Genomic DNA, 22,459 nt, shown 5'->3' with positions numbered 1-22,459 from the left:
CATGCGCGACAAAACAGTTAGCGCCATTCTGGCGCATGCCGCCGCATCCTTCCCCGAGGAGTGCTGTGGCGTGGTTATTCAGAAGGGGCGGGTGGAGAAATACATCCCCTGCAAAAATAATGCTGAGTCGCCGACTGAGCAATTTGAACTCAATCCTGAGGATTATGCGGCCGCCGAAGAGCAGGGAACTGTGGTGGCGATCGTCCACAGTCACCCCGGCGACGGGGCAACAACCCAGCCGAGTGAACTCGACATGCTGATGTGTGATGCCACGGAACTGCCCTGGATTATTGCATCGTGGCCTGAGGGCGACATTCGCACCGTCATGCCTCGCGGAGACCGTCCCCTCACAGGGCGCCAGTTTGTACTCGGGCATGCAGACTGCTGGTCTCTCATTATGGACTATTTCCGCATCGAACACGGCATTGAACTGCCCAACTACAGCGTAGATCGGCACTGGTGGGAGCAGGGTGAAAACCTCTATATGGACAACTGGCAGGAATGCGGTTTCCGTGAGTACGACGGTCCAGCTCAGCCCGGTGACATGGTTATCATGCAGGTACAGTCCACCGTCCCGAACCATGCCGGGATTTTGCTTGATGGCAACATGCTACTGCATCACATGTATGGCCAGCTAAGCCAGCGTATTCCCTACGGTGGTTATTACCGTGACCGTACCATCAAAATTCTGCGTTATAAGGATTTGATGTAATGGAAAGAAAAACCGTTATCAAACTCAGCGGCTCAATGGCTCAGCGATTTGGCAGGACGCATCGCCGCGCACTAACGTCTGCCAGCGAAGTGTTCAGGGCGCTTTCTAACACCATTGATGGCTTTGATGCTTACCTGCGCGAGACCAGAGCGAAAGGGCTGGATTTTGTCATCTTCCGAAACCAAATAAACATAGGAAAGGAAGAGTTTGATCTTCTTGGACCTGGCGATGAACTTCGCATTATCCCTGTAATACGCGGCAGTAAAAGGGCTGGCCTCTTTCAAATTGTTACTGCCGCCGCAATTGCGGCTTTTACCTGGTGGAACCCAATAGGATGGGCAGCAGGTACACAAATGGCGCTATATGCCGCAGCTGGTTCTATGGCTGTGGGTGGTGTAGTGCAAATGCTTTCCCCTCAGGTTGCTGGTCTGAGGATGCGACAGGACCCAGATAATAAGCCTTCCTATGCGTTTGGCGGACCCGTCAATACTACGGCATCCGGTAACCCCGTTCCTTTGCTTTACGGACAGAGGGAAATAGGCGGTGCGATTATCTCAGCCGGGATTTATGCAGAAGATCAGCAATAAACCAAACCACGTACTATAAGCCACCTGACGGTGGCTTTTTTTATGGACGCGATATGACGACGACAATCATCAAAGGCCGCGGTAAAGGTGGCAGCAATCAGACCAGAACGCCCGTGGAAGCACCGGACAGCATTCAGTCCATTGCGAGGGCAAAGGTGCTGATTGCTCTTGGAGAGGGTGAGTTCGCTGGCGGACTTGATGGTAAAAACATTTTTCTTGGTGACTCATCTTCATATACGCCCCTTCAGAACGCCAACGGAAGTTATAACTTCAATAATGTAAAATATGAGTTCCGTTCCGGTACTCAGGACCAGGACTACATTCAGGGCTTCCCCGGCATTGAAAACGAGATTCAGGTTTCATACGAGCTGAAACAGGCCGTGCCGTACGTTCGCGCGGTATCCAACACGCAGCTCTCTGCGCTGCGAATTCGCCTGGGATGGCCAACTCTTTTACTCCAGAAAAACAACGGCGATAAAGTCGGCACCCGCGTTGAGTATGCTATCGATCTGTCGGTCGATGGTGGGCCGTATGAAACGGTGATTAACGGTGCTGTTGATGACAAAACCACGTCGCTTTATGAGCGCAGCCACCGCGTCAATCTTCCAAAAGCCTCGACTGGATGGCAGTTGCGGGTTCGCAGAATCACGCCGGATTCCACGAGCGTGAATGTCGTGGACATCATGCGCGTTGTGGCCGTTACTGAAATTATTGACGCCAAACTTCGCTACGTTAACACAGCTCTGCTGTATGTAGAGTTTGACGCAAAGCAGTTCCACAATGGCATTCCTCAGGTTGTGTGCAATCCGAAAGGGCGAATCATCCGTGTACCTGACACGTATGATCCTGAAACCCGTACTTACTCTGGTACATGGGAGGGCGTATTTAAATGGGCATGGACGGATAATCCAGCCTGGATATATTACGACATCATCCTGAACGAGCGCTTCGGGCTGGGTCAAAGAATCGATGCGACTCAGATAGACAAATGGGAACTTTATCGCATCGCCCAGTATTGCGATCAACTGGTACCAGACGGCAAGGGCGGCAGCGGGACGGAGCCTCGTTTTCGTTGCAACGTTTATATCCAGGACCGTAATGACGCCTGGACCGTACTTCGTGATCTGGCGGGTATATTTCGCGGCATGACGTACTGGGGCGACAATAAGATGTATGTCCTGGCCGATATGCCCCGGGATGTGTGGCACATCTACAACCACGCCAGCGTTGTTGAAGGAAAATTTACCTTTGCGGACCCGAGTGAAACCACCCGAAACACTGCCGCGCTGGTGAACTGGTCAGACCCTGCCAACCACTACAAAGATACGCCTGAGCCTGTTTACGATAGCGATCTGGCCATGCGCTTCGATTATCGTCAGCTCGAAATGACTGCGATCGGCTGCACCAGGCAGTCAGAGGCAAACCGGCGGGGGCGCTGGGCGCTGCTTACCAACGGTATCGGCGAGGTGGTGACCTTCAGCACAGGCATGGACGTCCCCACTGTTGGTGAGGTGATCGGCGTGGCTGCTAACGAGCTGGCCGGAAGAACTATCGGCGGCAGGGTGAGTGCGGTTAACGGCCGCAACATAACCCTCGATCGCGCTGCTGATGTGAAAGCCGGTAACAGGCTGTTTTTGAATCTTCCGTCAGGCACAGCTCAGGCCAGAACCGTCCAGGCCGTTAACGGAAACACAGTCACTGTCACCACACCCTACAGCGAAACGCCGGAGGCTGAATGTAACTGGGGTGTGGACTCTGACGATCTGTTTATAGCGCTTTTCCGTGTTACGGGAACGCGGGACAACAACGACGGTACTTTCGAGGTCACCGGGACGACTTACAACCCTGATATCTATTCCGCTGTTGATACCGGCGCAAGACTGGACGAGCGGCCAGTCAGTGTCATTCCACCGGGGGTTCAGGCTCCCCCAGGAAATATTGTCGTAGACAGTTACTCTACGGTTAACCAGAACATTGCGATTACCACTATGCGCGTTGCCTGGGATTCTGTTCAGGGTGCAGTTGCTTACGAGGCGGAATGGCGGCGTGACAGCGGCAACTGGATTAGTGTGCCCCGAACGTCTTCTCTCGGCTTTGAAGTGCAGGGTATCTACTCGGGTCGCTATCTGGTCCGTGTCAGGGCGGTGAACGCCAGCGACGTTTCATCAGTATGGGCGACATCATCAGAAGTAAATCTTACGGGTAAAGTGGGAAATCCGCCGAAACCTGTCGGCTTTGCGACAACGCCGATCAACTGGGGGATTCGCCTGAACTGGGGATTCCCGGCTAACACCGGGGACACGCTGAAAACGGAAATTCAGTACACCGCGAACAGTGATTTCTCGAATCCTCTCTTGCTGTCGGATGTGCCTTATCCGTCTGCCGAATACACCCAACTTGGTTTAAAAGCGGGGCAGGAATTCTGGTACCGCGCGCAACTGGTGGATAGAACGGGTAATGAATCCGGCTGGACCGACTGGGTTCGTGGTGAATCTAATGCGAATGCTGACGACTACCTGGGCGATATTGCAGATGACTTCCTGACGTCTGCTGACGGTGACCGCCTGACAAGCGACATTGATACTAACCTGGAGGCCGCATTGCAGAATGCGCTGGCCAACCATGGAACAGTTGAGCACCAGTGGGCGCAGTACGGCGAGGTGCGCGCGGATATTCTGGTGGTTAAAACGACCATTGCACAGGTCGATAAAGCCATGGCGGAAATGTCCACGCAGGTGCAGGCGCAGGGCACGATGCTCACTTCAGTTGACGGGAAAGTGTCAACAGTGGATGGCAGAGTCTCTGCGGTTGACGGAAAAGTGGATATACTCGGGCAGACTACCAGCCAGCAATATTCCCAGGTAACAGCTGTGCTACAGGACAAATTGACTGCCATGGTAGACAGCACTGGCGCATCGGCGATTCATACGCTGAAGGTTGGTTTGCGTATTAACGGGCAGGAATATAACGCCGGAATGAGCATCGCAGCGCTGGCTCAGCCAGGCCAGCCGGTGGTAACTCGTATCGGATTTAACGCCAATCAGTTCGTCCTGATGAGTGGTAGCGGTGATACGCAATATTCACCCTTTGCTGTTGTTAATGGTCAGGTGATTATCAGGGATACGGTGATAGGCGATGGCACCATCAGTAACGCCAAAATCGGCAACTACATCCAGTCCAACAACTATGTTACAGGTTCGGTAGGCTGGCATATCAATAAAAATGGAAATAGTGAATTCAATAACGTAACAGTCCGCGGTACAATTTACGGCAATGACGGATATTTTAATGGGACGGTCCGAGCTAATAAAATAGAGGGTGACGTTTGCGCAATTTGGACTTTCCCGCAAATGTCTATAGTAAGAGGGGACGGAAGGAGCCAGACATTATACTGGAGAGGTGGCCTGAATTATCCTGCTCGTATTTGCATACCATATTCAGCCATTTCAATGGGCGTTTCTAGACCAGATAACCAATTTAGGGTCCAGCTAACGATAAACGGAGTAGTTATGTTTGATGAAGAGTTCAACAATACCACCTCAATCCTCCGAAACGTTGTAGGTTATGTGGATGTACCTGCAGGCGCGGTCAACGTACCAATCACAGTCAACGTCTGGAAGGTGCAAGGGGGACAACCAAATACGCTTTACTTTTCTGTAAACCGATTTACAGTAATCGTCTCCCCTGCAACAGATAGATTCTTTAGTTAATAAGGAGCGACACAGTTAGATGGAGAGCCGATGCGATGGAGCCGGTATTTGAGCAGGCGCTGAGCTTCACGGTTTCATCCAGGGGGTATGGCGGCGGGGCCTGGGCTGATATCAGCTTCAAAAAGTGGCAATACGTTCAGTGTTGATGCGTCTAATTACAGGGGATCGGCTTTTGTCCTTGAGGCCTATTTTTTTGCCATATATCCGCTTACGCTTCCGGCCTGGGGGGTGGCTATATGGGATGCCGAAGGGACACTGGTACTTACGAATGAGTCCCGGGTATTAAGCGACCTTACAACTATTGGTTCACCAGGTGCTGTAAGTGGTGGGCTTAACATTGATACATACATGTCGGGTAAATGGGCTGTAAATCCGATGGGACTGGGGTCTGTTCTTCTGCATGCTGGTTCAGCGCCTGGTGGGCAGCCAATCATTCAGCCTGTTGATGTAGGAACGGGGTGCTTCAATGAAGGTGCGGGAACAAGAATAAAAGGACTTTCATCAACAACAGCAAGTGGTTCTTCAGTCGGAACGACGAATAGCGGGATTGTAATAACGGCGATAAACACAGCCGCATATGATTAAACCGATCGATTTAAACGATCAATTTAAGAATATTGATCTATTAAAACTATTTTTATTATTCAACGCCATTAGTTATTTTTTGTTTAAATAATTAACTCTGGTATCGAAATGAAAAATATAATTATTCCTGTTATTGCCAGTCTGGTGCTTTCCGCATGTTCAGGGCCTGTTCTGGAGAAACAGAAACCGGTTTGTCGGGCTGAGTTAGTGCTTGGTGGACTGCCCCAGTCAGTACAGATTTACGGTGTGCGAAAGATTGTTAATCAGACTGAGTACAGGGCCGGTTATCCCTTTAACTGGCGATGGGTGAATAAAAATAATTTCACCAGTTCGAATTGCCCTCAATGAAATACCAAAAATAACCCGCTCCGGCGGGTTTTTTATTATCTTAATTCAGGAGATATCCATGTCAGCAGGAACTTTAACCCTGACGAATAACTCTGCTGCGGTCGCTGGCAACGGGACCGCGTTTACCACCGAGGTGGCGGCCGGAGATTTTATTGTTGTCACTGTCGGTGGCGTTCCCTATACGCTTCCGATTAAATCAGTGGAAAGCGGCACAGCGTTGACGCTGGTCAGTAACTTTACCGGGCCAACACAATCTGGCGCGGCCTGGTCTGCCGTTCCCCGCGTGGCGCTGAATATGGTTACCGCTGCACTGGTTACCCAGAGCGCAGAGGCACTTCGCGGTCTGAACTACGACAAACAGAACTGGCAGCAGGTATTCAGCAACTCCGGGAATATCACAGTGAAGCTCCCGGATGGCACTACTTTCACCGGTCCGTCGTGGCTGTTTCTTTCGCAGTCCCTGGCAGGAAAGGTTAATTCTGATGATTCACGCCTGGGAACCGTAAATGGCAAATCAGGGGGGGTTGTTTTAGGAACGGTCAAAGCCGGCTCAACATCTCCGGCAAGCACTCCTCCTGTAGGGGCGATCACAGATTCAGAGTTAATTGGTTCAAGGTTCAGATCTGGCGTATACAGCGGGATTGATTTTTCAATGTATGCACAAGTAGCACAAGGACAAGGAAGTTATGGATACTTACAACTTTCATATGGTGGTTCACCTGCCTACTGGTCATTTGGCCAGGATGGAATAGCCAGAGGTGCTGGCTGGTCTCCGACTTGCGATGAACGACTAAAAGATCTTAATGGCCCCATAGATGACCCACTTGGCAAGATGCGTCAGGTTCGAGGTCAAACATGGATCTGGAAATCTAACGGTTCATTTGGCATCGGTTTTACTGCGCAGGACGTGCAAAAAATATTCCCGAAAGCCGTTGTAAGTGGACAGGATATTGAGCTTGATGATGGCTCAATTGTTGAGGGTGTTCTCTCACCTGACACCTATGGTGTTTCTGCCGCGCTGCACCATGAGGCTATTCTTGCTTTAATGGATAAGATTGTGAAGCTTGAAGAGACAGTTAAAAAATTGTGGGCAGGAGATTGAAAGCCGCAGCCCATCAATAAAAGATGGGCTGTGTCGGTTTACTCATTAACCAGCCACATATCAGCCTCTTCAAACATTTCCTGCACAGTTCGGCTTATCTGTTCCTTCTCATGCTTGCTGGCGTCAGTATTGATCGCCGGTAGTGTCATCATCGGTTTAACCCGAACATCAGCATCGGGGAAGATCCTGTGAACCCTCTTAGTTAACTCGCCCAGAATGATATCTTTTGCACCGGGCAGACCATCAAAATTCATTTTGTCATAAACGAGTTCCACGAACATTGCTCATTGCCTCTTTACTGGATGGATATACAGTATTTATACTGTGTTTTTATCCGGTATTCAAGAGAGGGCGTGATGATGCCACGACGCAGCGATATTGAAATAGCCTGGTATGCTTCGATACAGCAGGAACCAAATGGCCGGAAGACCGTCACCACGCAACGGTTTGTCCAGGAACTGAGCAAGGTTAACTGGAACTGGACGATGAAGCAGGCCAACGAATGGATCGAGTGGTATGTGACAACATTCCGCGATGTATCAACGCAGGAAGGCGAGAACCGAACCTTTCAGTTGTTCAATCCAAACGGAGGACTATAGCCATGGGCTTTCCGTCACCTACCAGTGATTACGTTGAAACAAAGATTTCCCTCGATCAGCAGCTAATCAGCCAGCCCGCAGCGACTTATTTCATGCGGGCATCGCGTTCACATTTCAGGGAAGGGATAATTCAGGGGGCGCTGCTTGTTGTTGATGCGTCACTTACTGCCTGTGATGGATCGCTGCTGATATGCGCAATAGACGGGGAGTTCAGAATCAAGCGATATCGGACACATCCTCAACCCCACCTGGTTAATCTGGAGAACGGAAGACGGGAGGCGCTGCCAGCAGATGATGACGGTTACAGTTCTGCGCCCGCTATATTCGGAGTGATCACGTACATCATTAATGATGCCAGGAACGCGGAGTTTGATGATTGCCCGGTGATGTGAGCACATCACTGTTAAGTGAAGTATGAAGTGTGGTTACGTGGTTGAGGTTAATTATCATTTCTGTCTGGATTGTTAGACAAACCAATCCCTACCTTTACTGTAGCGAACACCATGATACATAGAGTGACTATTACAGAAGATATCAATGAGAGGCTAGTGATCATAACGCTTCTTAATGTTAGATGGATTCGACTATTAGACTACTACATTGTGGAAAGGTTCCTGGTAATTCTCGCACACTCAATAAAGTAGGTATTGTCGACACCCCGGATGCAAGAATGTAACTCGGTGTGCTATGGATATAGACGACTTGAATACGTGACTTGTGGGGCATACTTGGGGCAAAAATGTCTGCTTTGGGGCATTTTGGGGCATAATTGGGACGTTATAACACGTATGAACTTTACCGAATTTCACATGATGTTAATTTTTAATGTGTTGAATATACTAAAGAAAACACATGCTCTTGGGCGTTCTTTAGTGATTTTTAAAATACCCGCGTCACGCAGTTAAAGTGGCGGGCATACTCTTCCAGGCTGGTGATCCCAAGTCGCACCCATCTCGGGTGCGACCACTGGGGTAAGCCGATATAGATCATAATGCGTGCAGGATCTCGTCCACGCTGCGCACGCGCGCAATGCGTGGGAAAATGTGTGTCATGCTGCCTTGATGCTGGTCAGCACTGGCGGCGCTACAGGCATCTTCCGCAACAATCAGATTGAATCCTAGCTCCCACGCGTTTCGCGCGGTGGATTCCACGCCAATATTCGTGGAGATGCCACACAGGACGATGGTATCGATGCCCCGGCGGCGCAACTGTAGCTCGAGATCGGTACCGTAGAACGCGCCCCACTGACGTTTGGTGACTTCCAGATCGCTGGCGCATTTGCCCAGGGCTTGCGGATAATCCCACCAGTTGTCGGGTAACGCTTTGGCCGGGGCCTGGGCATCAACCGGCTGTTTCAGCGCTTCAGCATAATCATCAGACCAGCCAACGCGTACCATCACTACTGGAGAACCCTTAGCACGAAATTTTTCCGCCAACCGTGCGGCGCGGATAACCACATCGTGTGCCGTATGTGGTCCGCCAGCGAAAGGCAGGATCCCTTCCTGTAAGTCAATAACGACAAGGGCGGTTGTTGTTGCGTTCAGTTCCAGCATGGTCACTCCAGTAAAAAATAAGAATTCCGTTACACCTTAATCGCGAATCAGTGTGAAAGGGGCGACAATTTTTGTTATTTTTTGTGAGATTACGCAATGCCCGTCGAGGAAACAGGCGTACAGTCAGTACCGGACTTATCGTGCGGCAGAATTTCCAGTATAATAGCCGCCTTTTTTCATTCAGTTGTGACATTCAGCTAAAGCTGCGACTTCGTCATCTGCGAGACAGATGACAATCCGCCTGCGGCAAAGTTAAGGGATATCTCATGCGTACAGAATATTGCGGGCAGCTACGTCTGTCCCACGAGGGGCAGCAGGTGACTCTGTGTGGTTGGGTCAACCGTCGTCGTGATCTTGGTAGCCTGATCTTTATCGATATGCGCGACCGCGAAGGTATCGTGCAGGTATTTTTCGATCCGGACCGTGCGGACGCGTTAAAGCTGGCCTCCGAACTGCGTAATGAGTTCTGCATCCAGGTTACGGGCACCGTGCGTGCGCGTGATGCGAAAAACGTCAATGCCGATATGGCGACTGGCGAAATTGAAGTACTGGCGTCCGATCTGACCATCATCAACCGCTCAGACTCACTGCCGCTGGACTCTAACCACGTTAATACCGAAGAAGCGCGTCTGAAGTATCGTTATCTGGACCTGCGTCGTCCTGAAATGGCGCAGCGCCTGAAAACACGCGCCAAAATTACCAGCCTGGTGCGTCGTTTTATGGACGATCACGGCTTCCTCGACATCGAAACCCCGATGTTGACCAAAGCGACGCCGGAAGGCGCGCGCGACTATCTGGTGCCTTCCCGCGTTCATAAAGGCAAGTTTTACGCGCTGCCGCAGTCTCCTCAGCTGTTCAAACAGCTGCTGATGATGTCTGGCTTTGACCGTTACTATCAGATCGTAAAATGCTTCCGCGATGAAGACTTACGTGCTGACCGTCAGCCTGAATTTACCCAGATCGACGTCGAGACGTCTTTCATGACTGCGCCGCAGGTGCGTGAAGTAATGGAAGCGTTAGTGCGGAATCTGTGGCTGGAAGTGAAAGGTGTGGATCTCGGCGATTTCCCGATCATGACCTTTGCCGAGGCTGAGCGCCGTTACGGCTCCGATAAACCAGACCTGCGTAACCCAATGGAACTGGTTGACGTCGCCGATCTGGTGAAAGACGTTGAGTTCGCGGTGTTCTCTGGTCCGGCGAACGATCCGAAAGGCCGAGTAGCCGCTCTGCGCGTACCGGGCGGTGCGAGCTTAAGCCGTAAGCAGATCGATGATTACGGTAACTTTATTAAGATCTACGGCGCGAAAGGTCTGGCTTACATCAAAGTCACCGAGCGTGCGAAAGGTCTGGAAGGTATCACCAGCCCGGTGGCTAAGTTCCTGAACGCAGAAATCGTGGAAGCGATTCTGGCGCGTACCGGAGCGCAAGACGGCGACATGATTTTCTTCGGTGCCGACAACAAGAAAGTGGTTGCCGACGCGATGGGCGCGCTGCGTCTGAAACTGGGTAAAGATCTGAGCATTACCGACGAGTCGAAATGGGCGCCGCTGTGGGTCATCGACTTCCCGATGTTTGAAGACGATGGTGAAGGCGGTCTGACCGCGATGCACCACCCGTTCACCTCGCCGAAAGACATGACCGCTGCTGAGCTGAAAGCTGCGCCGGAAGATGCGGTTGCCAATGCTTACGATATGGTTATCAACGGCTATGAAGTAGGTGGTGGTTCCGTACGTATTCACAACGGTGACATGCAGCAGACCGTATTCGGTATTCTGGGCATTAACGAGCAAGAGCAGCGCGAGAAATTCGGCTTCCTGCTGGATGCGCTAAAATATGGTACTCCGCCGCATGCGGGCCTGGCGTTTGGTCTGGATCGTCTGACCATGTTGCTGACGGGTACTGATAACATTCGCGACGTTATTGCCTTCCCGAAAACGACGGCAGCCGCGTGTCTGATGACTGAAGCGCCAAGCTTCGCTAACGAAGCTGCGCTGGCGGAACTGAGCATTCAGGTTGTGAAGAAGGCCGAGAATAACTGATATGAAGTACAAACAGCCTGTCTCGGTGTTGGTCGTGATTTATGCAAAGGACACCGGGAGAGTGCTGATGTTACAGCGACGCGACGATCCTGACTTCTGGCAGTCGGTCACCGGCAGCCTGGAAGAGGGTGAAACCGCGTCGCAGGCCGCCATGCGCGAAGTAAAGGAAGAGGTCGCCATTGATGTTGCGACTGAGCAACTGACCTTAATTGACTGTCAGCGCACGGTGGAGTTTGAGATTTTTAGCCATTTACGTCATCGCTATGCGCCGGGAATTGAACGTAATACTGAATCCTGGTTTTGCCTGGCACTTCCCTCAGAACGAGAGATCGTGTTCACCGAACATCTGACCTATCGTTGGGTTAATGCGGTTGAAGCCGCCCAGTTAACCAAGTCGTGGAGTAATCGGCAGGCGATTGAAGAATTTGTGATTAACGTCGCCTGAGAAGGCGCGCTTTTTGGAGATATTATTTATGGCAGGTCATAGTAAATGGGCCAATACCAGACATCGTAAAGCCGCGCAGGATGCCAAGCGCGGTAAAATTTTTACCAAAATCATTCGTGAGCTGGTGACGGCGGCTAAACTGGGCGGGGGCGATCCGGATGCTAACCCGCGTCTGCGCGCGGCGGTGGATAAAGCGCTGTCCAACAACATGACCCGTGACACCCTGAACCGTGCCATCGCGCGTGGCGTGGGCGGTGATGAAGACTCGAATATGGAGACCATCATCTATGAAGGTTACGGCCCTGGCGGCACCGCGGTGATGATTGAATGCCTGTCTGACAACCGTAACCGTACCGTGGCTGAAGTGCGTCATGCGTTCAGCAAAACCGGCGGTAACCTGGGCACCGACGGCTCCGTGGCTTACCTGTTCAGCAAAAAAGGCGTGATCTCTTTTGAGAAAGGCGACGAAGACACCATCATGGAAGCGGCGCTGGAAGCCGGTGCTGAAGATGTAGTGACCTACGACGACGGCGCAATTGATGTTTACACCGCGTGGGAAGAGATGGGCAAAGTGCGTGACGCGCTGGAAGCGGCTGGCCTGAAAGCAGACAGCGCTGAAGTGACGATGATCCCGTCCACTAAAGCGGACATGGATGCAGAAACGGCACCGAAACTGATGCGTCTGATCGATATGCTCGAAGACTGCGACGACGTACAGGAAGTTTACCACAACGGTGAAATCTCCGATGAGGTTGCTGCGACCTTAGAATGATGTGGTTAAGCCATACAATAACAGGAGATGCGTGATGTCTATTATTCTCGGCATTGACCCGGGGTCACGCATTACCGGTTATGGCGTAATCCGTCAGGTCGGCAGGCAACTGACCTACCTCGGCAGCGGCTGTATTCGCACCAAAGTTGACGATCTTCCATCACGTCTGAAGCTGATTTATGCGGGCGTGACGGAGATAATCACCCAGTTCCAGCCGGACTATTTTGCCATTGAGCAGGTTTTTATGGCGAAGAATGCCGACTCGGCGCTAAAGCTGGGGCAGGCGCGCGGCGTGGCAATCGTTGCGGCGACCAATCAGGACCTTCCGGTCTTTGAATACGCGGCCCGCCAGGTAAAACAGACCGTGGTTGGTATCGGTAGTGCGGAAAAAAGCCAAGTGCAGCATATGGTGCGTACGCTACTGAAGCTGCCCGCCAACCCGCAGGCGGACGCCGCGGATGCGTTGGCGATTGCCATTACCCACTGCCATGTCAGTCAGAATGCCATGCAAATGAGCGAGTCGAGGCTGAATCTGGCGCGAGGTCGGTTACGTTAGTGACAAATGAGGCTGGATATCTATCCAGCCTTTTTTTATGATAGCGCATTACCTTTTAGCCCTTAACGCAGGAGCGTCATGTGATAGGCAGACTCAGAGGCATCATTCTTGAAAAACAACCCCCGCTGGTCCTTCTGGAAACTGGTGGGGTAGGCTATGAAGTGCATATGCCCATGACCTGTTTCTACGAGCTGCCGGAAGCCGGACAGGAAGCGATTATCTTCACCCATTTTGTGGTGCGTGAAGACGCGCAGTTGCTGTATGGCTTCAACAACAAGCAAGAACGCACGCTATTTAAAGAGTTAATTAAAACCAACGGCGTAGGCCCGAAGCTGGCGCTGGCGATCCTCTCCGGTATGTCTGCCCAGCAGTTCGTGAATGCCGTTGAACGTGAAGAACTTGGCGCGTTGGTGAAGTTACCCGGCATTGGAAAGAAAACTGCCGAGCGTTTGATTGTAGAAATGAAGGACCGCTTTAAAGGTCTGCATGGCGATCTCTTTACCCCGGCGGCGGATCTGGTCCTGACCTCTCCGGCAAGTCCGGCAACGGAGGACGCCGAGCAGGAAGCGGTTGCTGCGCTGGTGGCGTTAGGCTATAAACCACAGGAAGCCAGCCGCATGGTGAGCAAAATTGCCCGCCCTGATGCCAGCAGTGAAACCCTGATTCGTGAAGCGCTTCGCGCGGCATTGTGAGGTAAAGGATGATTGAAGCAGATCGCCTGATTTCGGCTGTCAGCACGACACCTGAAGACCTGGTGGATCGTGCGATCCGCCCTAAATTGCTGGAAGAGTATATTGGCCAGCCTCAGGTACGCTCGCAAATGGAGATTTTTATTCAGGCGGCAAAGCTGCGCGGTGATGCCCTCGATCACCTGCTGATTTTTGGTCCTCCTGGCCTCGGTAAAACCACGCTTGCCAATATTGTGGCCAATGAAATGGGCGTCAACCTGCGCACCACATCCGGACCTGTGCTGGAGAAAGCGGGCGATCTGGCGGCGATGCTCACTAACCTTGAACCCCACGATGTTCTCTTTATCGATGAAATCCATCGCCTGTCGCCGGTGGTGGAAGAGGTGCTGTATCCGGCGATGGAAGATTATCAACTGGATATCATGATTGGCGAAGGGCCTGCTGCACGTTCAATTAAGATCGATCTGCCGCCGTTTACCCTGATTGGGGCGACGACGCGCGCCGGGTCGTTAACGTCCCCGCTGCGTGATCGCTTTGGTATTGTGCAGCGACTGGAGTTCTATCAGGTTGCCGATCTGCAGCACATTGTCGGACGTAGCGCCCGCTTCATGGGACTGGAAATGAGCGATGAAGGGGCGTTGGAAGTGGCGCGTCGCGCCCGTGGTACGCCGCGTATCGCCAACCGTTTATTACGCCGGGTACGTGATTTTGCCGAGGTGAAGCATGACGGCACCATTTCGGCGGATATCGCCGCTCAGGCGCTGGATATGCTCAACGTCGACGCGGAAGGCTTCGATTATATGGACCGCAAGCTGCTGCTGGCGGTGATCGATAAATTCTTCGGTGGACCGGTCGGCCTGGATAACCTGGCGGCGGCGATCGGGGAAGAACGTGAAACCATTGAGGATGTGCTGGAGCCGTATCTGATTCAGCAAGGTTTTCTGCAGCGTACGCCGCGCGGAAGAATGGCAACGGTGCGCGCCTGGAACCATTTCGGGATCACGCCGCCAGAGATGCCTTAGCGGCTGAAGTCGCTACGCTCACCAGGCCAGGGCGATTTTGTAGGCCCGGTAAGCGCAGCGCCACCCGGCAACACTCGCTTAGCTTGCCTGCTTTTTCATCATGCTGAAGATAAACAGCAGCGCGGCACACAGCACCACGGATGGCCCTGCTGGGGTATCATAAAAGGCTGAGAAGGTCAGCCCCCCTGTAACCGCTATCATACCCACACCAACGGCGACGCCTGCCATCTGTTCCGGTGTGCGGGCGAAACGACGGGCGGTTGCCGCAGGGATGATCAGCAGAGAGGTGATAATCAGCGCCCCGACAAACTTCATCGCCACACCGATAGTTAAAGCTGTAACCAGCATCAGCAACAGCTTAACGCGTTGCAGCTTCACGCCATCAACAAACGCCAGATCCGGACTGATGGTCATCGACAGCAGGTTGCGCCACTGCCAGAACAGAATCGCCAGAACGATAATCACGCCAATGGCGATGGAGATGAGATCTTCTGGCGTCACGGCGAGTAAATCACCAAACAGGTAGGCCATCAGATCCACGCGGATGTTTGACATCAAGCTGACGACAACCAGCCCCAATGACAACGCGCTGTGCGCCATAATACCAAGCAAGGTATCGATCGCGAGGTGAGGGCGCTTCTCCAGCCATACCAGACCGGCCGCCAGCATCAGGGTCACGGCAATGACGGCATAGAAAGGATTTACATTCAGCAGCAGACCAAAAGCGACGCCCAGCAGTGAAGCGTGGGCCAGCGTATCACCAAAATAAGACATACGACGCCAGACGACGAACGAGCCGAGTGGGCCGGCGGCACAGGCCAGCATGATCCCGGCTAACCAACCGGGTAATAACAATTCAATCATGAGTGACCATTTCCCCGGCGTAAGACGATACGACCCTGTAAATCGTGGCGATGATTATGATTATGACGGTAAATTCCGAGTTGTTCGGCGCCGCGTTGCCCGAACATTGAGATGAATTCCGGGTGCATGGAAACCACTTCCGGCGCGCCGGAACAGCAAATATGGTGGTTGAGGCACAGCACTTCATCGGTTTTAGCCATCACCAGATGCAGGTCATGGGAAACCATCAGTACGGCGCAATCCAGTTCACGTCGTAACTGGTCGATAAGATCGTACAGTGCGACCTGACCATTGACATCCACACCCTGGGTCGGTTCATCAAGAACCAGTAGCTGAGGCTTATTCAATAAAGCACGGGCCAACAGGACGCGTTGCGTTTCCCCGCCAGAGAGTTTTTGCATCGGCGCATTCATCAGATGCCCGGCCTGAACGCGCTTCAGCGCCGGAAGAATATCCTCTTTTTTGGTGCCGGGACGTAAGCGCAGAAAACGACTGACCGTCAGCGGAAGCGTGGTATCGAGGTACAGCTTTTGCGGCACATAGCCAATCCGCAATTGACCATTACGCTTGATAACTCCCTCGTCAGCCGCTACCAGCCCCAAAACAACGCGCACCAGGGTTGACTTCCCGGCACCATTTGGGCCGAGAAGCGTCAAAATTTTACCGGGTCGAAGTTCAAGCGATACGTCAGAAAGGACGCGGCGTTGACCATAAGAGACCGAGACATTTTCCAGTGAAACCAAAGTCGTCATATCAATTTTAGTCTTGCAGAAGTTATAGAATGTTATAATATCACATTTCTTACATTCGTTACGATGATTGGTCGCATTATGTTACATAAAAATACGCTTCTTTTCGCAGCATTATCCGCTGCTCTTTGGGGTAGTGCAACACAGGCGGCAAATGCTGCCGTTGTGGCGTCTCTTAAGCCGCTGGGATTTATCGCTTCAGCCATTGCTGATGGGGTAACTGATACCCAGGTTCTGCTGCCTGACGGGGCTTCCGAACACGATTACTCACTGCGTCCTTCAGACGTAAAACGCTTACAGGGCGCGGACTTAGTCGTGTGGATTGGACCTGAGATGGAAGCGTTTATGGAAAAGTCAGTCAAGAATATTCCTAACGCGAAACAGGTAACGATTGCGCAGCTTAATGACGTGAAACCGTTACTCATGAAAGGTGCTGACGACGACGATGAAGATCATGGACACAGCGATGCGGGTGGTGAAAAAAGTGACGAGCATCACCATCACGGCGATTACAACATGCATCTTTGGCTCTCCCCAGAGATAGCGCGGGCCTCAGCGGTTGCAATCCATGAAAAATTAGTGGAACTTATGCCGCAAAGTCGAGCCAAACTTGACGCCAACCTGAAGGATTTTGAGGCACAATTAGCCGCAACCGATAAGCAGGTAGGTAACGAGCTCGCGCCGCTCAAGGGCAAAGGTTATTTCGTTTTTCATGACGCCTATGGCTACTACGAGAAACACTACGGACTAACACCGCTTGGTCACTTTACCGTGAACCCTGAGATTCAACCTGGTGCGCAGCGTTTACATGAAATAAGAACACAGTTGGTTGAGCAAAAAGCAACCTGCGTTTTTGCTGAGCCACAGTTCAGGCCAGCGGTCGTTGAAGCCGTCGCGAGAGGGACAACCGTTCGAATGGGAACGTTGGATCCACTCGGAACGAATATCAAACTGGGTAAAACAAGCTATTCAGCGTTTTTGAACCAATTAGCCAACCAGTATGCGAGCTGCCTGAAAGGAGATTAATGAGGAAGTGAATACGTGCAACAGATAGCCCGCTCTGTCGCTCTGGCATTTAATAATCTGCCGCGACCCCATCGCGTTATGCTGGGGTCGCTTACCGTACTGACATTGGCCGTCGCTGTCTGGCGGCCCTATGTTTACCACCCTGATTCTGCACCCATCGTCAAAACTATCGAGCTGGAAAAAAGCGAGATTCGTTCTCTGTTGCCTGAGGCCAGCGAACCTATCGATCAGGCCGCTCAGGAAGATGAAGCTATCCCCCAGGATGAACTGGATGACAAAACGTCTGGTGAGGCCGGTGTGCATGAGTATGTCGTCTCTACGGGCGATACGCTGAGCAGTATTCTGAATCAGTACGGCATCGATATGGGTGACATCAGCCAGCTTGCTGCTTCCGATAAAGAGTTGCGTAACCTGAAAATTGGCCAGCAACTTTCCTGGACGCTAAGCGCGGAAGGTGACCTGCAACGCCTGACCTGGGAAGTTTCTCGTCGCGAAACCCGTACTTACGATCGCACTGCGACGGGTTTCAAAATGAGCAGCGAAATGCAGCAGGGCGATTGGGTCAACAGCCGTATCAAAGGCACAGTCGGCGGGAGCTTCGTTGCCAGTGCTAAAGATGCCGGGCTGACCAGCTCTGAAATCAGTGCGGTGATCAAGGCCATGCAGTGGCAGATGGATTTCCGCAAACTGAAAAAAGGCGATGAGTTCTCGGTGCTGATGTCTCGCGAAATGCTCGACGGCAAACGTGAGCAAAGCCAACTGCTGGGCGTGCGTTTGCGTTCTGAAGGCAAAGATTATTACGCCATCCGCGCTGAAGACGGTAAGTTCTATGACCGAAATGGTACCGGACTGGCGAAAGGCTTTATGCGTTTCCCAACGGCGAAACAGTTCCGCATCTCCTCGAACTTTAACCCGCGTCGCCTGAACCCGGTGACGGGACGCGTAGCGCCGCATAAAGGTGTCGACTTTGCGATGCCGCAGGGGACGCCAGTGCTATCGGTAGGTGATGGTGAAGTGGTTGTCGCGAAGCGCAGCGGCGCCGCTGGGTACTATGTTGCGGTACGTCATGGTCGCACCTACACTACGCGTTATATGCACCTGCGTAAGCTATTGGTTAAGCCAGGACAAAAAGTGAAACGTGGCGACCGTATCGCGCTGTCAGGCAATACCGGACGTTCAACGGGCCCGCACCTGCATTACGAAGTTTGGATCAACCAGCAGGCTGTTAACCCGCTGACGGCGAAACTGCCGCGTACAGAAGGGTTGACCGGTTCAGATCGCACTGATTACCTGGCACAGGTGAAAGAAGTTGTTCCTCAGCTGCGTTTTGATTAATTAGCACACTGACAGAGCCGGTACGCGATGCGTGCCGGCTTTTTTATTTTGTACGGCACACGGTGCGCCGCTACACTATCAGCAGATTTACTTTTCGCGATACCAGACACTGGAAGAGCATGGAAACGAAAAAAAAGAATATTGAGTATATCCCTGAGTTTCACAAATCATTTCGCCATCCGCGCTACTGGGGCGCCTGGCTTGGCGTGGCGGCGATAGCCGGGATTGCGTTAACGCCAGCATCATTCCGCGATCCTGTTTTGGCAAAGCTCGGACGGCTCGCCGGAAGACTGGGAAAAAGCTCGCGTCGCAGAGCATTGATCAATTTGTCTCTCTGCTTTCCTGAGCGTAGTGAAGCTGAGCGCGAGGCCATTGTCGATGAAATGTTCGCGACCGCGCCTCAGGCGATGGTCATGATGGCGGAACTGGCGATACGCGGCCCGGAGAAAATTCAGAGTCGGGTTGACTGGCAAGGCCTGGATATCATCGAAGAGATGCGTCGCAACGATGAAAAGGTGATTTTTCTCGTTCCTCATGGCTGGGGGGTGGACATCCCGGCGATGTTGATGGCTTCCCAGGGGCAGAAAATGGCGGCGATGTTCCACAACCAGGGAAACCCGGTATTCGATTACGTCTGGAACACGGTGCGCCGTCGTTTCGGTGGCCGCCTGCATGCGCGTAACGATGGTATCAAACCGTTTATTCAGTCTGTACGTCAGGGATATTGGGGATACTATTTGCCGGATCAGGACCATGGTCCTGAACACAGCGAGTTTGTGGACTTTTTTGCGACCTATAAAGCAACGTTACCGGCGATTGGTCGTCTGATGAAAGTATGCCACGCCCGCGTGGTGCCTCTGTTCCCGGTATATGATGGTAAAACGCACCGCCTGACGATCCAGGTACGTCCTCCGATGGATGACATCCTGACGGCGGATGATCACACTATTGCCAGACGAATGAACGAAGAGGTGGAAATTTTTGTTGCCCCACACCTTGAGCAATACACCTGGATTTTAAAACTGCTTAAGACGCGTAAACCGGGTGAAATTGAGCCTTATAAACGCAAAGATCTCTATCCGAAGAAATAAAAAAAGCCTCTCAAACGAGAGGCTTTTTTACATCAAACGCTGGCATTATTCTACAGTCAGAATACGCGTGGTATTGGTTGAGCCAATGGTGCTCATGACATCGCCCTGGGTCACAATCACCAGGTCGCCGGAAACCAGATAACCTTTATCGCGCAGGAGGTTCACCGCTTCATTTGCGGCAACCACGCCATCAGTTTCGCTGTCAAAGTGAACCGGGGTGACACCGCGATACAGAGAGGTCAGATTCAGCGTACGCTCATGACGAGACATCGCGAAAATCGGCAGGCCAGAACTGATACGAGAGGTCATCAGCGCGGTACGACCAGACTCAGTCATCGCGATGATAGCGGTTACCCCTTTCAGGTGGTTAGCGGCATACATCGCTGACATAGCAATTGCTTCTTCGACGTTGTCAAACTGCACGTCAAGACGGTGTTTGGAGACATTGATGCTCGGGATCTTCTCGGCACCCAGGCATACGCGAGCCATTGCCGCGACGGTTTCTGCCGGGTACTGACCTGCTGCCGTTTCTGCAGAGAGCATAACGGCATCGGTACCGTCCAGAACGGCGTTAGCCACGTCCATCACTTCCGCACGGGTCGGCATTGGGTTGGTAATCATCGACTCCATCATCTGTGTGGCGGTAATGACCGCACGGTTCAGCTGACGTGCGCGACGAATCAACGCTTTTTGAATACCTACCAGCTCAGGATCGCCGATTTCAACGCCCAGGTCGCCACGCGCGACCATCACCACGTCGGAAGCCAGAATGATGTCATCCATCGCATTCTGGTCGCAGACAGCTTCCGCACGTTCTACCTTGGCGACGATTTTCGCATCGCAACCTGCGTCGCGCGCCAGACGACGGGCATAGTTCAGGTCTTCGCCGCAGCGCGGGAAGGAGACGGCCAGATAATCAACGCTGATTTGCGCTGCAGTGACGATGTCAGCTTTATCTTTTTCGGTCAGGGCTTCAGCAGAAAGACCGCCGCCCAATTTGTTGATGCCCTTATTATTGGACAGCGGGCCGCCGACGGTGACTTCGGTGAAGACTTTCATTCCCTGGACTTCCAGCACCTTAAGCTGTACGCGACCGTCATCAAGTAGCAGGATATCGCCTGGCACGACGTCAGCAGGCAGACCTTTATAATCGATCCCGACTTTTTCTTTGTCGCCTTCGCCTTTGCCAAGGTTGGCGTCTAACAGGAACTTGTCGCCAACATTAAGAAAAACTTTACCTTCTTTAAAGGTTGATACGCGGATTTTAGGTCCCTGCAGGTCACCCAAAATAGCTACATGGCGGCCCAGTTTTGCGGCAATTTCACGGACCTTATCCGCCCGCATTTTGTGATCTTCTGGAGAGCCGTGCGAAAAGTTCATACGTACGACGTTCGCACCCGCAGCGATAATTTTTTCGAGGTTGTTATCGCGATCAGTTGCTGGGCCTAACGTGGTAACGATTTTGGTTCTGCGAAGCCTTCTGGACATGTAATACTCCGTTGACTGAAACAACTAGGTGTTGCGTGAACATTAATCCGGTCGTTCTCAAACATTGACGGTAAATGAACGACCCGGATGATAAAAGGGTAGAACATTGTTATTGCTTTTAGCGATCATCACTCTTGATGAGTAATTCTTTATCAAAACGCGATTCCTTGAGTGCTTCCTTGACACGCTTCAAGTTATCTCTAAATTTTGCCCCGCGGCGCAAAGTAAATCCTGTAGCCAGCACATCTATCACGGTCAGTTGAGCAAGTCGAGAGACCATGGGCATATAAATGTCAGTATCTTCCGGTACGTCGAGGGTAATGGCCAGCGTGGCTTCGCGCGCCAGCGGCGTGCCGGGAGAGGTCAAGGCGATAACCATCGCGTCGTTTTCCCTCGCCAACTGCGCCAGTTCAACCAGAGTTTTGGTTCTTCCGGTATGCGAAATCAGCACAATAACGTCGTCGTCGCTACAATTCATGCAACTCATACGTTGCAGTACAATATCGTCGGAATAGATCACCGGTACGTTAAAACGAAAAAATTTGTTCATCGCGTCGTGCGCTACCGCGGCGGAAGACCCAAGGCCAAAAAAGGCAATTTTCTTCGCCTGGGTTAACAAATCCACCGCCCTGTTTACCGCGGTGTTATCCAGAGACTGGCGAACGTGGTCAAGACTTGCCATCGCCGACTCGAAGATTTTTCCCGTGTAAGATTCTACGCTGTCATCCTCATCCACATTACGATTAACATAAGGGGTGCCATTTGCCAGACTTTGCGCCAGATGCAGTTTAAAATCAGGAAAGCCGCGCGTATCCATACTGCGACAGAAGCGGTTCACCGTCGGCTCGCTGACGTTGGCTTCCAGCGCAAGCGCAGCGATGCTTGAATGGATTGCCCGGTCGGGTGAGGCAAGAATAATGTCAGCGACTTTACGCTCTGATTTGCTCAACTGTTCCAGTTTTAACTGGATTTTTTCCAGCATATTCATGATGTAGGTCGACTCATGGCTCATGGGAAAAAACGATTTCAGCGATACGGGGAAATCGGGGGATACATTTGCTAGATATTACCCCTGCCACGGAAGGAACGGGGCAAAATGGACAGAATAGTTGTTGTTTTTTTTCATTACATGATCGAAGTCTGGTTTTGTTACTTCTTCATGGCTACGAAAAAAAGCGACTTTTTTA

23 protein-coding genes and 2 pseudogenes are annotated in these 22,459 nt (G+C 52.0%); 16 read left to right on the top strand and 9 right to left on the bottom strand.

The features are described 5' to 3' along the window. Window position 1: 1 nt before the first annotated feature. The 6 genes from OOJ59_RS23660 (at window position 2) to OOJ59_RS23635 (ending at window position 7,044) form a co-directional block, all read left to right on the top strand. Window positions 2–712 (top strand): C40 family peptidase, encoded by a 711-nt coding sequence (locus OOJ59_RS23660; protein WP_044701246.1) that lies wholly within the window; start codon window positions 2–4, stop codon window positions 710–712. Beyond that, window positions 712–1,299, top strand: coding sequence for a tail assembly protein (locus OOJ59_RS23655; RefSeq protein WP_001549121.1), 588 nt, complete (start codon window positions 712–714; stop codon window positions 1,297–1,299). Before OOJ59_RS23660 ends, OOJ59_RS23655 begins: the two co-directional genes overlap by 1 nt. Window positions 1,300–1,352: 53 nt before the next feature. Then, window positions 1,353–5,009: a TipJ family phage tail tip protein gene (gene gpJ, locus OOJ59_RS23650; protein ID WP_268063517.1), complete on the top strand. Its 3,657-nt coding sequence runs from the start codon at window positions 1,353–1,355 to the stop codon at window positions 5,007–5,009. 87 nt (window positions 5,010–5,096) lie between these two features. Further along, on the top strand, window positions 5,097–5,594 hold the full coding sequence (locus tag OOJ59_RS23645; RefSeq protein WP_268055648.1) for a hypothetical protein: 498 nt from the start codon (window positions 5,097–5,099) through the stop codon (window positions 5,592–5,594). A 108-nt stretch (window positions 5,595–5,702) separates the two neighbouring features. Then, window positions 5,703–5,942 carry a phage exclusion lipoprotein Cor gene (cor, locus tag OOJ59_RS23640; protein WP_268055647.1) on the top strand — a complete coding sequence of 80 codons (240 nt, stop codon included), beginning with the start codon at window positions 5,703–5,705 and terminating at the stop codon, window positions 5,940–5,942. 58 nt (window positions 5,943–6,000) lie between these two features. Next, window positions 6,001–7,044 (top strand): tail fiber domain-containing protein, encoded by a 1,044-nt coding sequence (locus OOJ59_RS23635; RefSeq protein WP_268055646.1) that lies wholly within the window; start codon window positions 6,001–6,003, stop codon window positions 7,042–7,044. Window positions 7,045–7,082: 38 nt separating this feature from the next. Here the strand turns inward: OOJ59_RS23635 and OOJ59_RS23630 are convergent, their stop codons facing one another. Both OOJ59_RS23630 and OOJ59_RS23625 read right to left on the bottom strand, forming a co-directional pair. Next, entirely contained in the window at window positions 7,083–7,325 is a 243-nt protein-coding gene (locus OOJ59_RS23630; protein WP_268055645.1) for a DinI family protein, read from the bottom strand. A 93-nt stretch (window positions 7,326–7,418) separates the two neighbouring features. Continuing rightward, window positions 7,419–7,538, bottom strand: a pseudogene (locus OOJ59_RS23625) (hypothetical protein); the annotation flags it as partial. A 107-nt stretch (window positions 7,539–7,645) separates the two neighbouring features. Here OOJ59_RS23625 and OOJ59_RS23620 point away from each other — a divergent pair. Continuing rightward, on the top strand, window positions 7,646–8,035 hold the full coding sequence (locus OOJ59_RS23620) for a HumD family translesion DNA polymerase (RefSeq protein ID WP_442780962.1): 390 nt from the start codon (window positions 7,646–7,648) through the stop codon (window positions 8,033–8,035). 47 nt (window positions 8,036–8,082) lie between these two features. On the opposite strand, the gene OOJ59_RS28290 is transcribed toward OOJ59_RS23620, so the two are convergent. From OOJ59_RS28290 to OOJ59_RS23610, 3 genes and pseudogenes are all read right to left on the bottom strand, one after another. Beyond that, on the bottom strand, window positions 8,083–8,199 hold the full coding sequence (locus OOJ59_RS28290; RefSeq protein WP_349813808.1) for a YnaM/YnfT family protein: 117 nt from the start codon (window positions 8,197–8,199) through the stop codon (window positions 8,083–8,085). A 338-nt stretch (window positions 8,200–8,537) separates the two neighbouring features. Further along, window positions 8,538–8,633: pseudogene (locus OOJ59_RS23615) on the bottom strand (hypothetical protein); the annotation flags it as partial. Beyond that, entirely contained in the window at window positions 8,630–9,196 is a 567-nt protein-coding gene (locus OOJ59_RS23610) for a hydrolase (RefSeq protein ID WP_038641434.1), read from the bottom strand. The pseudogene OOJ59_RS23615 and the gene OOJ59_RS23610, both read right to left, overlap by 4 nt. A gap of 266 nt (window positions 9,197–9,462) precedes the next feature. On the opposite strand from OOJ59_RS23610, the gene aspS reads away from it, so the two are divergent. The 6 genes from aspS to ruvB all read left to right on the top strand — a co-directional run bounded on the left by aspS (window position 9,463) and on the right by ruvB (window position 14,719). After that, on the top strand, window positions 9,463–11,235 hold the full coding sequence (gene aspS / locus OOJ59_RS23605) for an aspartate--tRNA ligase (protein ID WP_042307805.1): 1,773 nt from the start codon (window positions 9,463–9,465) through the stop codon (window positions 11,233–11,235). Between the two features lies 1 nt (window position 11,236). Next, on the top strand, window positions 11,237–11,680 hold the full coding sequence (nudB, locus tag OOJ59_RS23600) for a dihydroneopterin triphosphate diphosphatase (RefSeq protein ID WP_038641430.1): 444 nt from the start codon (window positions 11,237–11,239) through the stop codon (window positions 11,678–11,680). Window positions 11,681–11,708: 28 nt separating this feature from the next. Next, on the top strand, window positions 11,709–12,452 hold the full coding sequence (locus OOJ59_RS23595; protein WP_006684137.1) for a YebC/PmpR family DNA-binding transcriptional regulator: 744 nt from the start codon (window positions 11,709–11,711) through the stop codon (window positions 12,450–12,452). 34 nt (window positions 12,453–12,486) lie between these two features. After that, window positions 12,487–13,008, top strand: coding sequence for a crossover junction endodeoxyribonuclease RuvC (ruvC, locus tag OOJ59_RS23590; protein WP_003034867.1), 522 nt, complete (start codon window positions 12,487–12,489; stop codon window positions 13,006–13,008). Between the two features lie 80 nt (window positions 13,009–13,088). Then, window positions 13,089–13,700 (top strand): Holliday junction branch migration protein RuvA, encoded by a 612-nt coding sequence (ruvA, locus tag OOJ59_RS23585; protein WP_038641428.1) that lies wholly within the window; start codon window positions 13,089–13,091, stop codon window positions 13,698–13,700. A gap of 8 nt (window positions 13,701–13,708) precedes the next feature. Then, complete coding sequence (gene ruvB, locus OOJ59_RS23580; RefSeq protein ID WP_005120696.1) at window positions 13,709–14,719, top strand: Holliday junction branch migration DNA helicase RuvB; 1,011 nt, start codon at window positions 13,709–13,711, stop codon at window positions 14,717–14,719. A 78-nt stretch (window positions 14,720–14,797) separates the two neighbouring features. Here ruvB and znuB read toward each other — a convergent pair whose 3' ends face one another. Beyond that, window positions 14,798–15,583, bottom strand: a complete 786-nt coding sequence (znuB, locus tag OOJ59_RS23575) for a zinc ABC transporter permease subunit ZnuB (RefSeq protein ID WP_069324707.1) — start codon at window positions 15,581–15,583, stop codon at window positions 14,798–14,800. Next, window positions 15,580–16,335, bottom strand: coding sequence for a zinc ABC transporter ATP-binding protein ZnuC (znuC, locus tag OOJ59_RS23570; protein WP_006684140.1), 756 nt, complete (start codon window positions 16,333–16,335; stop codon window positions 15,580–15,582). The genes znuB and znuC overlap by 4 nt, the downstream gene beginning before the upstream one ends. 78 nt (window positions 16,336–16,413) lie before the next feature. Between znuC and znuA the strand changes: the two genes are divergently transcribed. The 3 genes from znuA to lpxM all read left to right on the top strand — a co-directional run bounded on the left by znuA (window position 16,414) and on the right by lpxM (window position 19,784). Then, the gene (gene znuA / locus OOJ59_RS23565; protein ID WP_160956249.1) at window positions 16,414–17,358 is read left to right on the top strand and encodes a zinc ABC transporter substrate-binding protein ZnuA; all 945 of its coding nucleotides are present in this window, start codon (window positions 16,414–16,416) and stop codon (window positions 17,356–17,358) included. Between the two features lie 15 nt (window positions 17,359–17,373). Continuing rightward, the gene (mepM, locus tag OOJ59_RS23560) at window positions 17,374–18,693 is read left to right on the top strand and encodes a murein DD-endopeptidase MepM (RefSeq protein WP_050764953.1); all 1,320 of its coding nucleotides are present in this window, start codon (window positions 17,374–17,376) and stop codon (window positions 18,691–18,693) included. A 119-nt stretch (window positions 18,694–18,812) separates the two neighbouring features. After that, complete coding sequence (gene lpxM, locus OOJ59_RS23555; protein ID WP_038641423.1) at window positions 18,813–19,784, top strand: lauroyl-Kdo(2)-lipid IV(A) myristoyltransferase; 972 nt, start codon at window positions 18,813–18,815, stop codon at window positions 19,782–19,784. Window positions 19,785–19,829: 45 nt separating this feature from the next. On the opposite strand, the gene pyk is transcribed toward lpxM, so the two are convergent. Both pyk and OOJ59_RS23545 read right to left on the bottom strand, forming a co-directional pair. Next, window positions 19,830–21,272 carry a pyruvate kinase gene (pyk, locus tag OOJ59_RS23550; RefSeq protein WP_038641420.1) on the bottom strand — a complete coding sequence of 481 codons (1,443 nt, stop codon included), beginning with the start codon at window positions 21,270–21,272 and terminating at the stop codon, window positions 19,830–19,832. A gap of 118 nt (window positions 21,273–21,390) precedes the next feature. Continuing rightward, a complete protein-coding gene (locus OOJ59_RS23545; protein WP_038643240.1) occupies window positions 21,391–22,260 on the bottom strand; it encodes a MurR/RpiR family transcriptional regulator in 870 nt (289 codons plus the stop codon). Window positions 22,261–22,459 lie beyond the last annotated feature (199 nt).

It is taken from the genome of Citrobacter sp. W9, from assembly GCF_026719375.1.
GTDB lineage: Bacteria > Pseudomonadota > Gammaproteobacteria > Enterobacterales > Enterobacteriaceae > Citrobacter > Citrobacter werkmanii.
The sequence above is the reverse complement of the archived record's forward strand: the minus strand, read 5'-3'. Positions and strand labels throughout refer to the sequence as shown.

Bases quoted from the DNA above. Each gene is read 5' to 3' on its own strand.
- OOJ59_RS23660 (WP_044701246.1), top strand. From the start codon at position 2: ATGCGCGACAAAACAGTTAGCGCCATTCTGGCGCATGCCGCCGCATCC.
- OOJ59_RS23655 (WP_001549121.1), top strand. From the start codon at position 712: ATGGAAAGAAAAACCGTTATCAAACTCAGCGGCTCAATGGCTCAGCGA.
- gpJ (WP_268063517.1), top strand. From the start codon at position 1,353: ATGACGACGACAATCATCAAAGGCCGCGGTAAAGGTGGCAGCAATCAG.
- OOJ59_RS23645 (WP_268055648.1), top strand. From the start codon at position 5,097: ATGGCGGCGGGGCCTGGGCTGATATCAGCTTCAAAAAGTGGCAATACG.
- cor (WP_268055647.1), top strand. From the start codon at position 5,703: ATGAAAAATATAATTATTCCTGTTATTGCCAGTCTGGTGCTTTCCGCA.
- OOJ59_RS23635 (WP_268055646.1), top strand. From the start codon at position 6,001: ATGTCAGCAGGAACTTTAACCCTGACGAATAACTCTGCTGCGGTCGCT.
- OOJ59_RS23630 (WP_268055645.1), bottom strand. From the start codon at position 7,325: ATGTTCGTGGAACTCGTTTATGACAAAATGAATTTTGATGGTCTGCCC.
- OOJ59_RS23620 (WP_442780962.1), top strand. From the start codon at position 7,646: ATGGGCTTTCCGTCACCTACCAGTGATTACGTTGAAACAAAGATTTCC.
- OOJ59_RS28290 (WP_349813808.1), bottom strand. From the start codon at position 8,199: ATGATCACTAGCCTCTCATTGATATCTTCTGTAATAGTCACTCTATGT.
- OOJ59_RS23610 (WP_038641434.1), bottom strand. From the start codon at position 9,196: ATGCTGGAACTGAACGCAACAACAACCGCCCTTGTCGTTATTGACTTA.
- aspS (WP_042307805.1), top strand. From the start codon at position 9,463: ATGCGTACAGAATATTGCGGGCAGCTACGTCTGTCCCACGAGGGGCAG.
- nudB (WP_038641430.1), top strand. From the start codon at position 11,237: ATGAAGTACAAACAGCCTGTCTCGGTGTTGGTCGTGATTTATGCAAAG.
- OOJ59_RS23595 (WP_006684137.1), top strand. From the start codon at position 11,709: ATGGCAGGTCATAGTAAATGGGCCAATACCAGACATCGTAAAGCCGCG.
- ruvC (WP_003034867.1), top strand. From the start codon at position 12,487: ATGTCTATTATTCTCGGCATTGACCCGGGGTCACGCATTACCGGTTAT.
- ruvB (WP_005120696.1), top strand. From the start codon at position 13,709: ATGATTGAAGCAGATCGCCTGATTTCGGCTGTCAGCACGACACCTGAA.
- znuB (WP_069324707.1), bottom strand. From the start codon at position 15,583: ATGATTGAATTGTTATTACCCGGTTGGTTAGCCGGGATCATGCTGGCC.
- znuC (WP_006684140.1), bottom strand. From the start codon at position 16,335: ATGACGACTTTGGTTTCACTGGAAAATGTCTCGGTCTCTTATGGTCAA.
- znuA (WP_160956249.1), top strand. From the start codon at position 16,414: ATGTTACATAAAAATACGCTTCTTTTCGCAGCATTATCCGCTGCTCTT.
- lpxM (WP_038641423.1), top strand. From the start codon at position 18,813: ATGGAAACGAAAAAAAAGAATATTGAGTATATCCCTGAGTTTCACAAA.
- pyk (WP_038641420.1), bottom strand. From the start codon at position 21,272: ATGTCCAGAAGGCTTCGCAGAACCAAAATCGTTACCACGTTAGGCCCA.
- OOJ59_RS23545 (WP_038643240.1), bottom strand. From the start codon at position 22,260: ATGAATATGCTGGAAAAAATCCAGTTAAAACTGGAACAGTTGAGCAAA.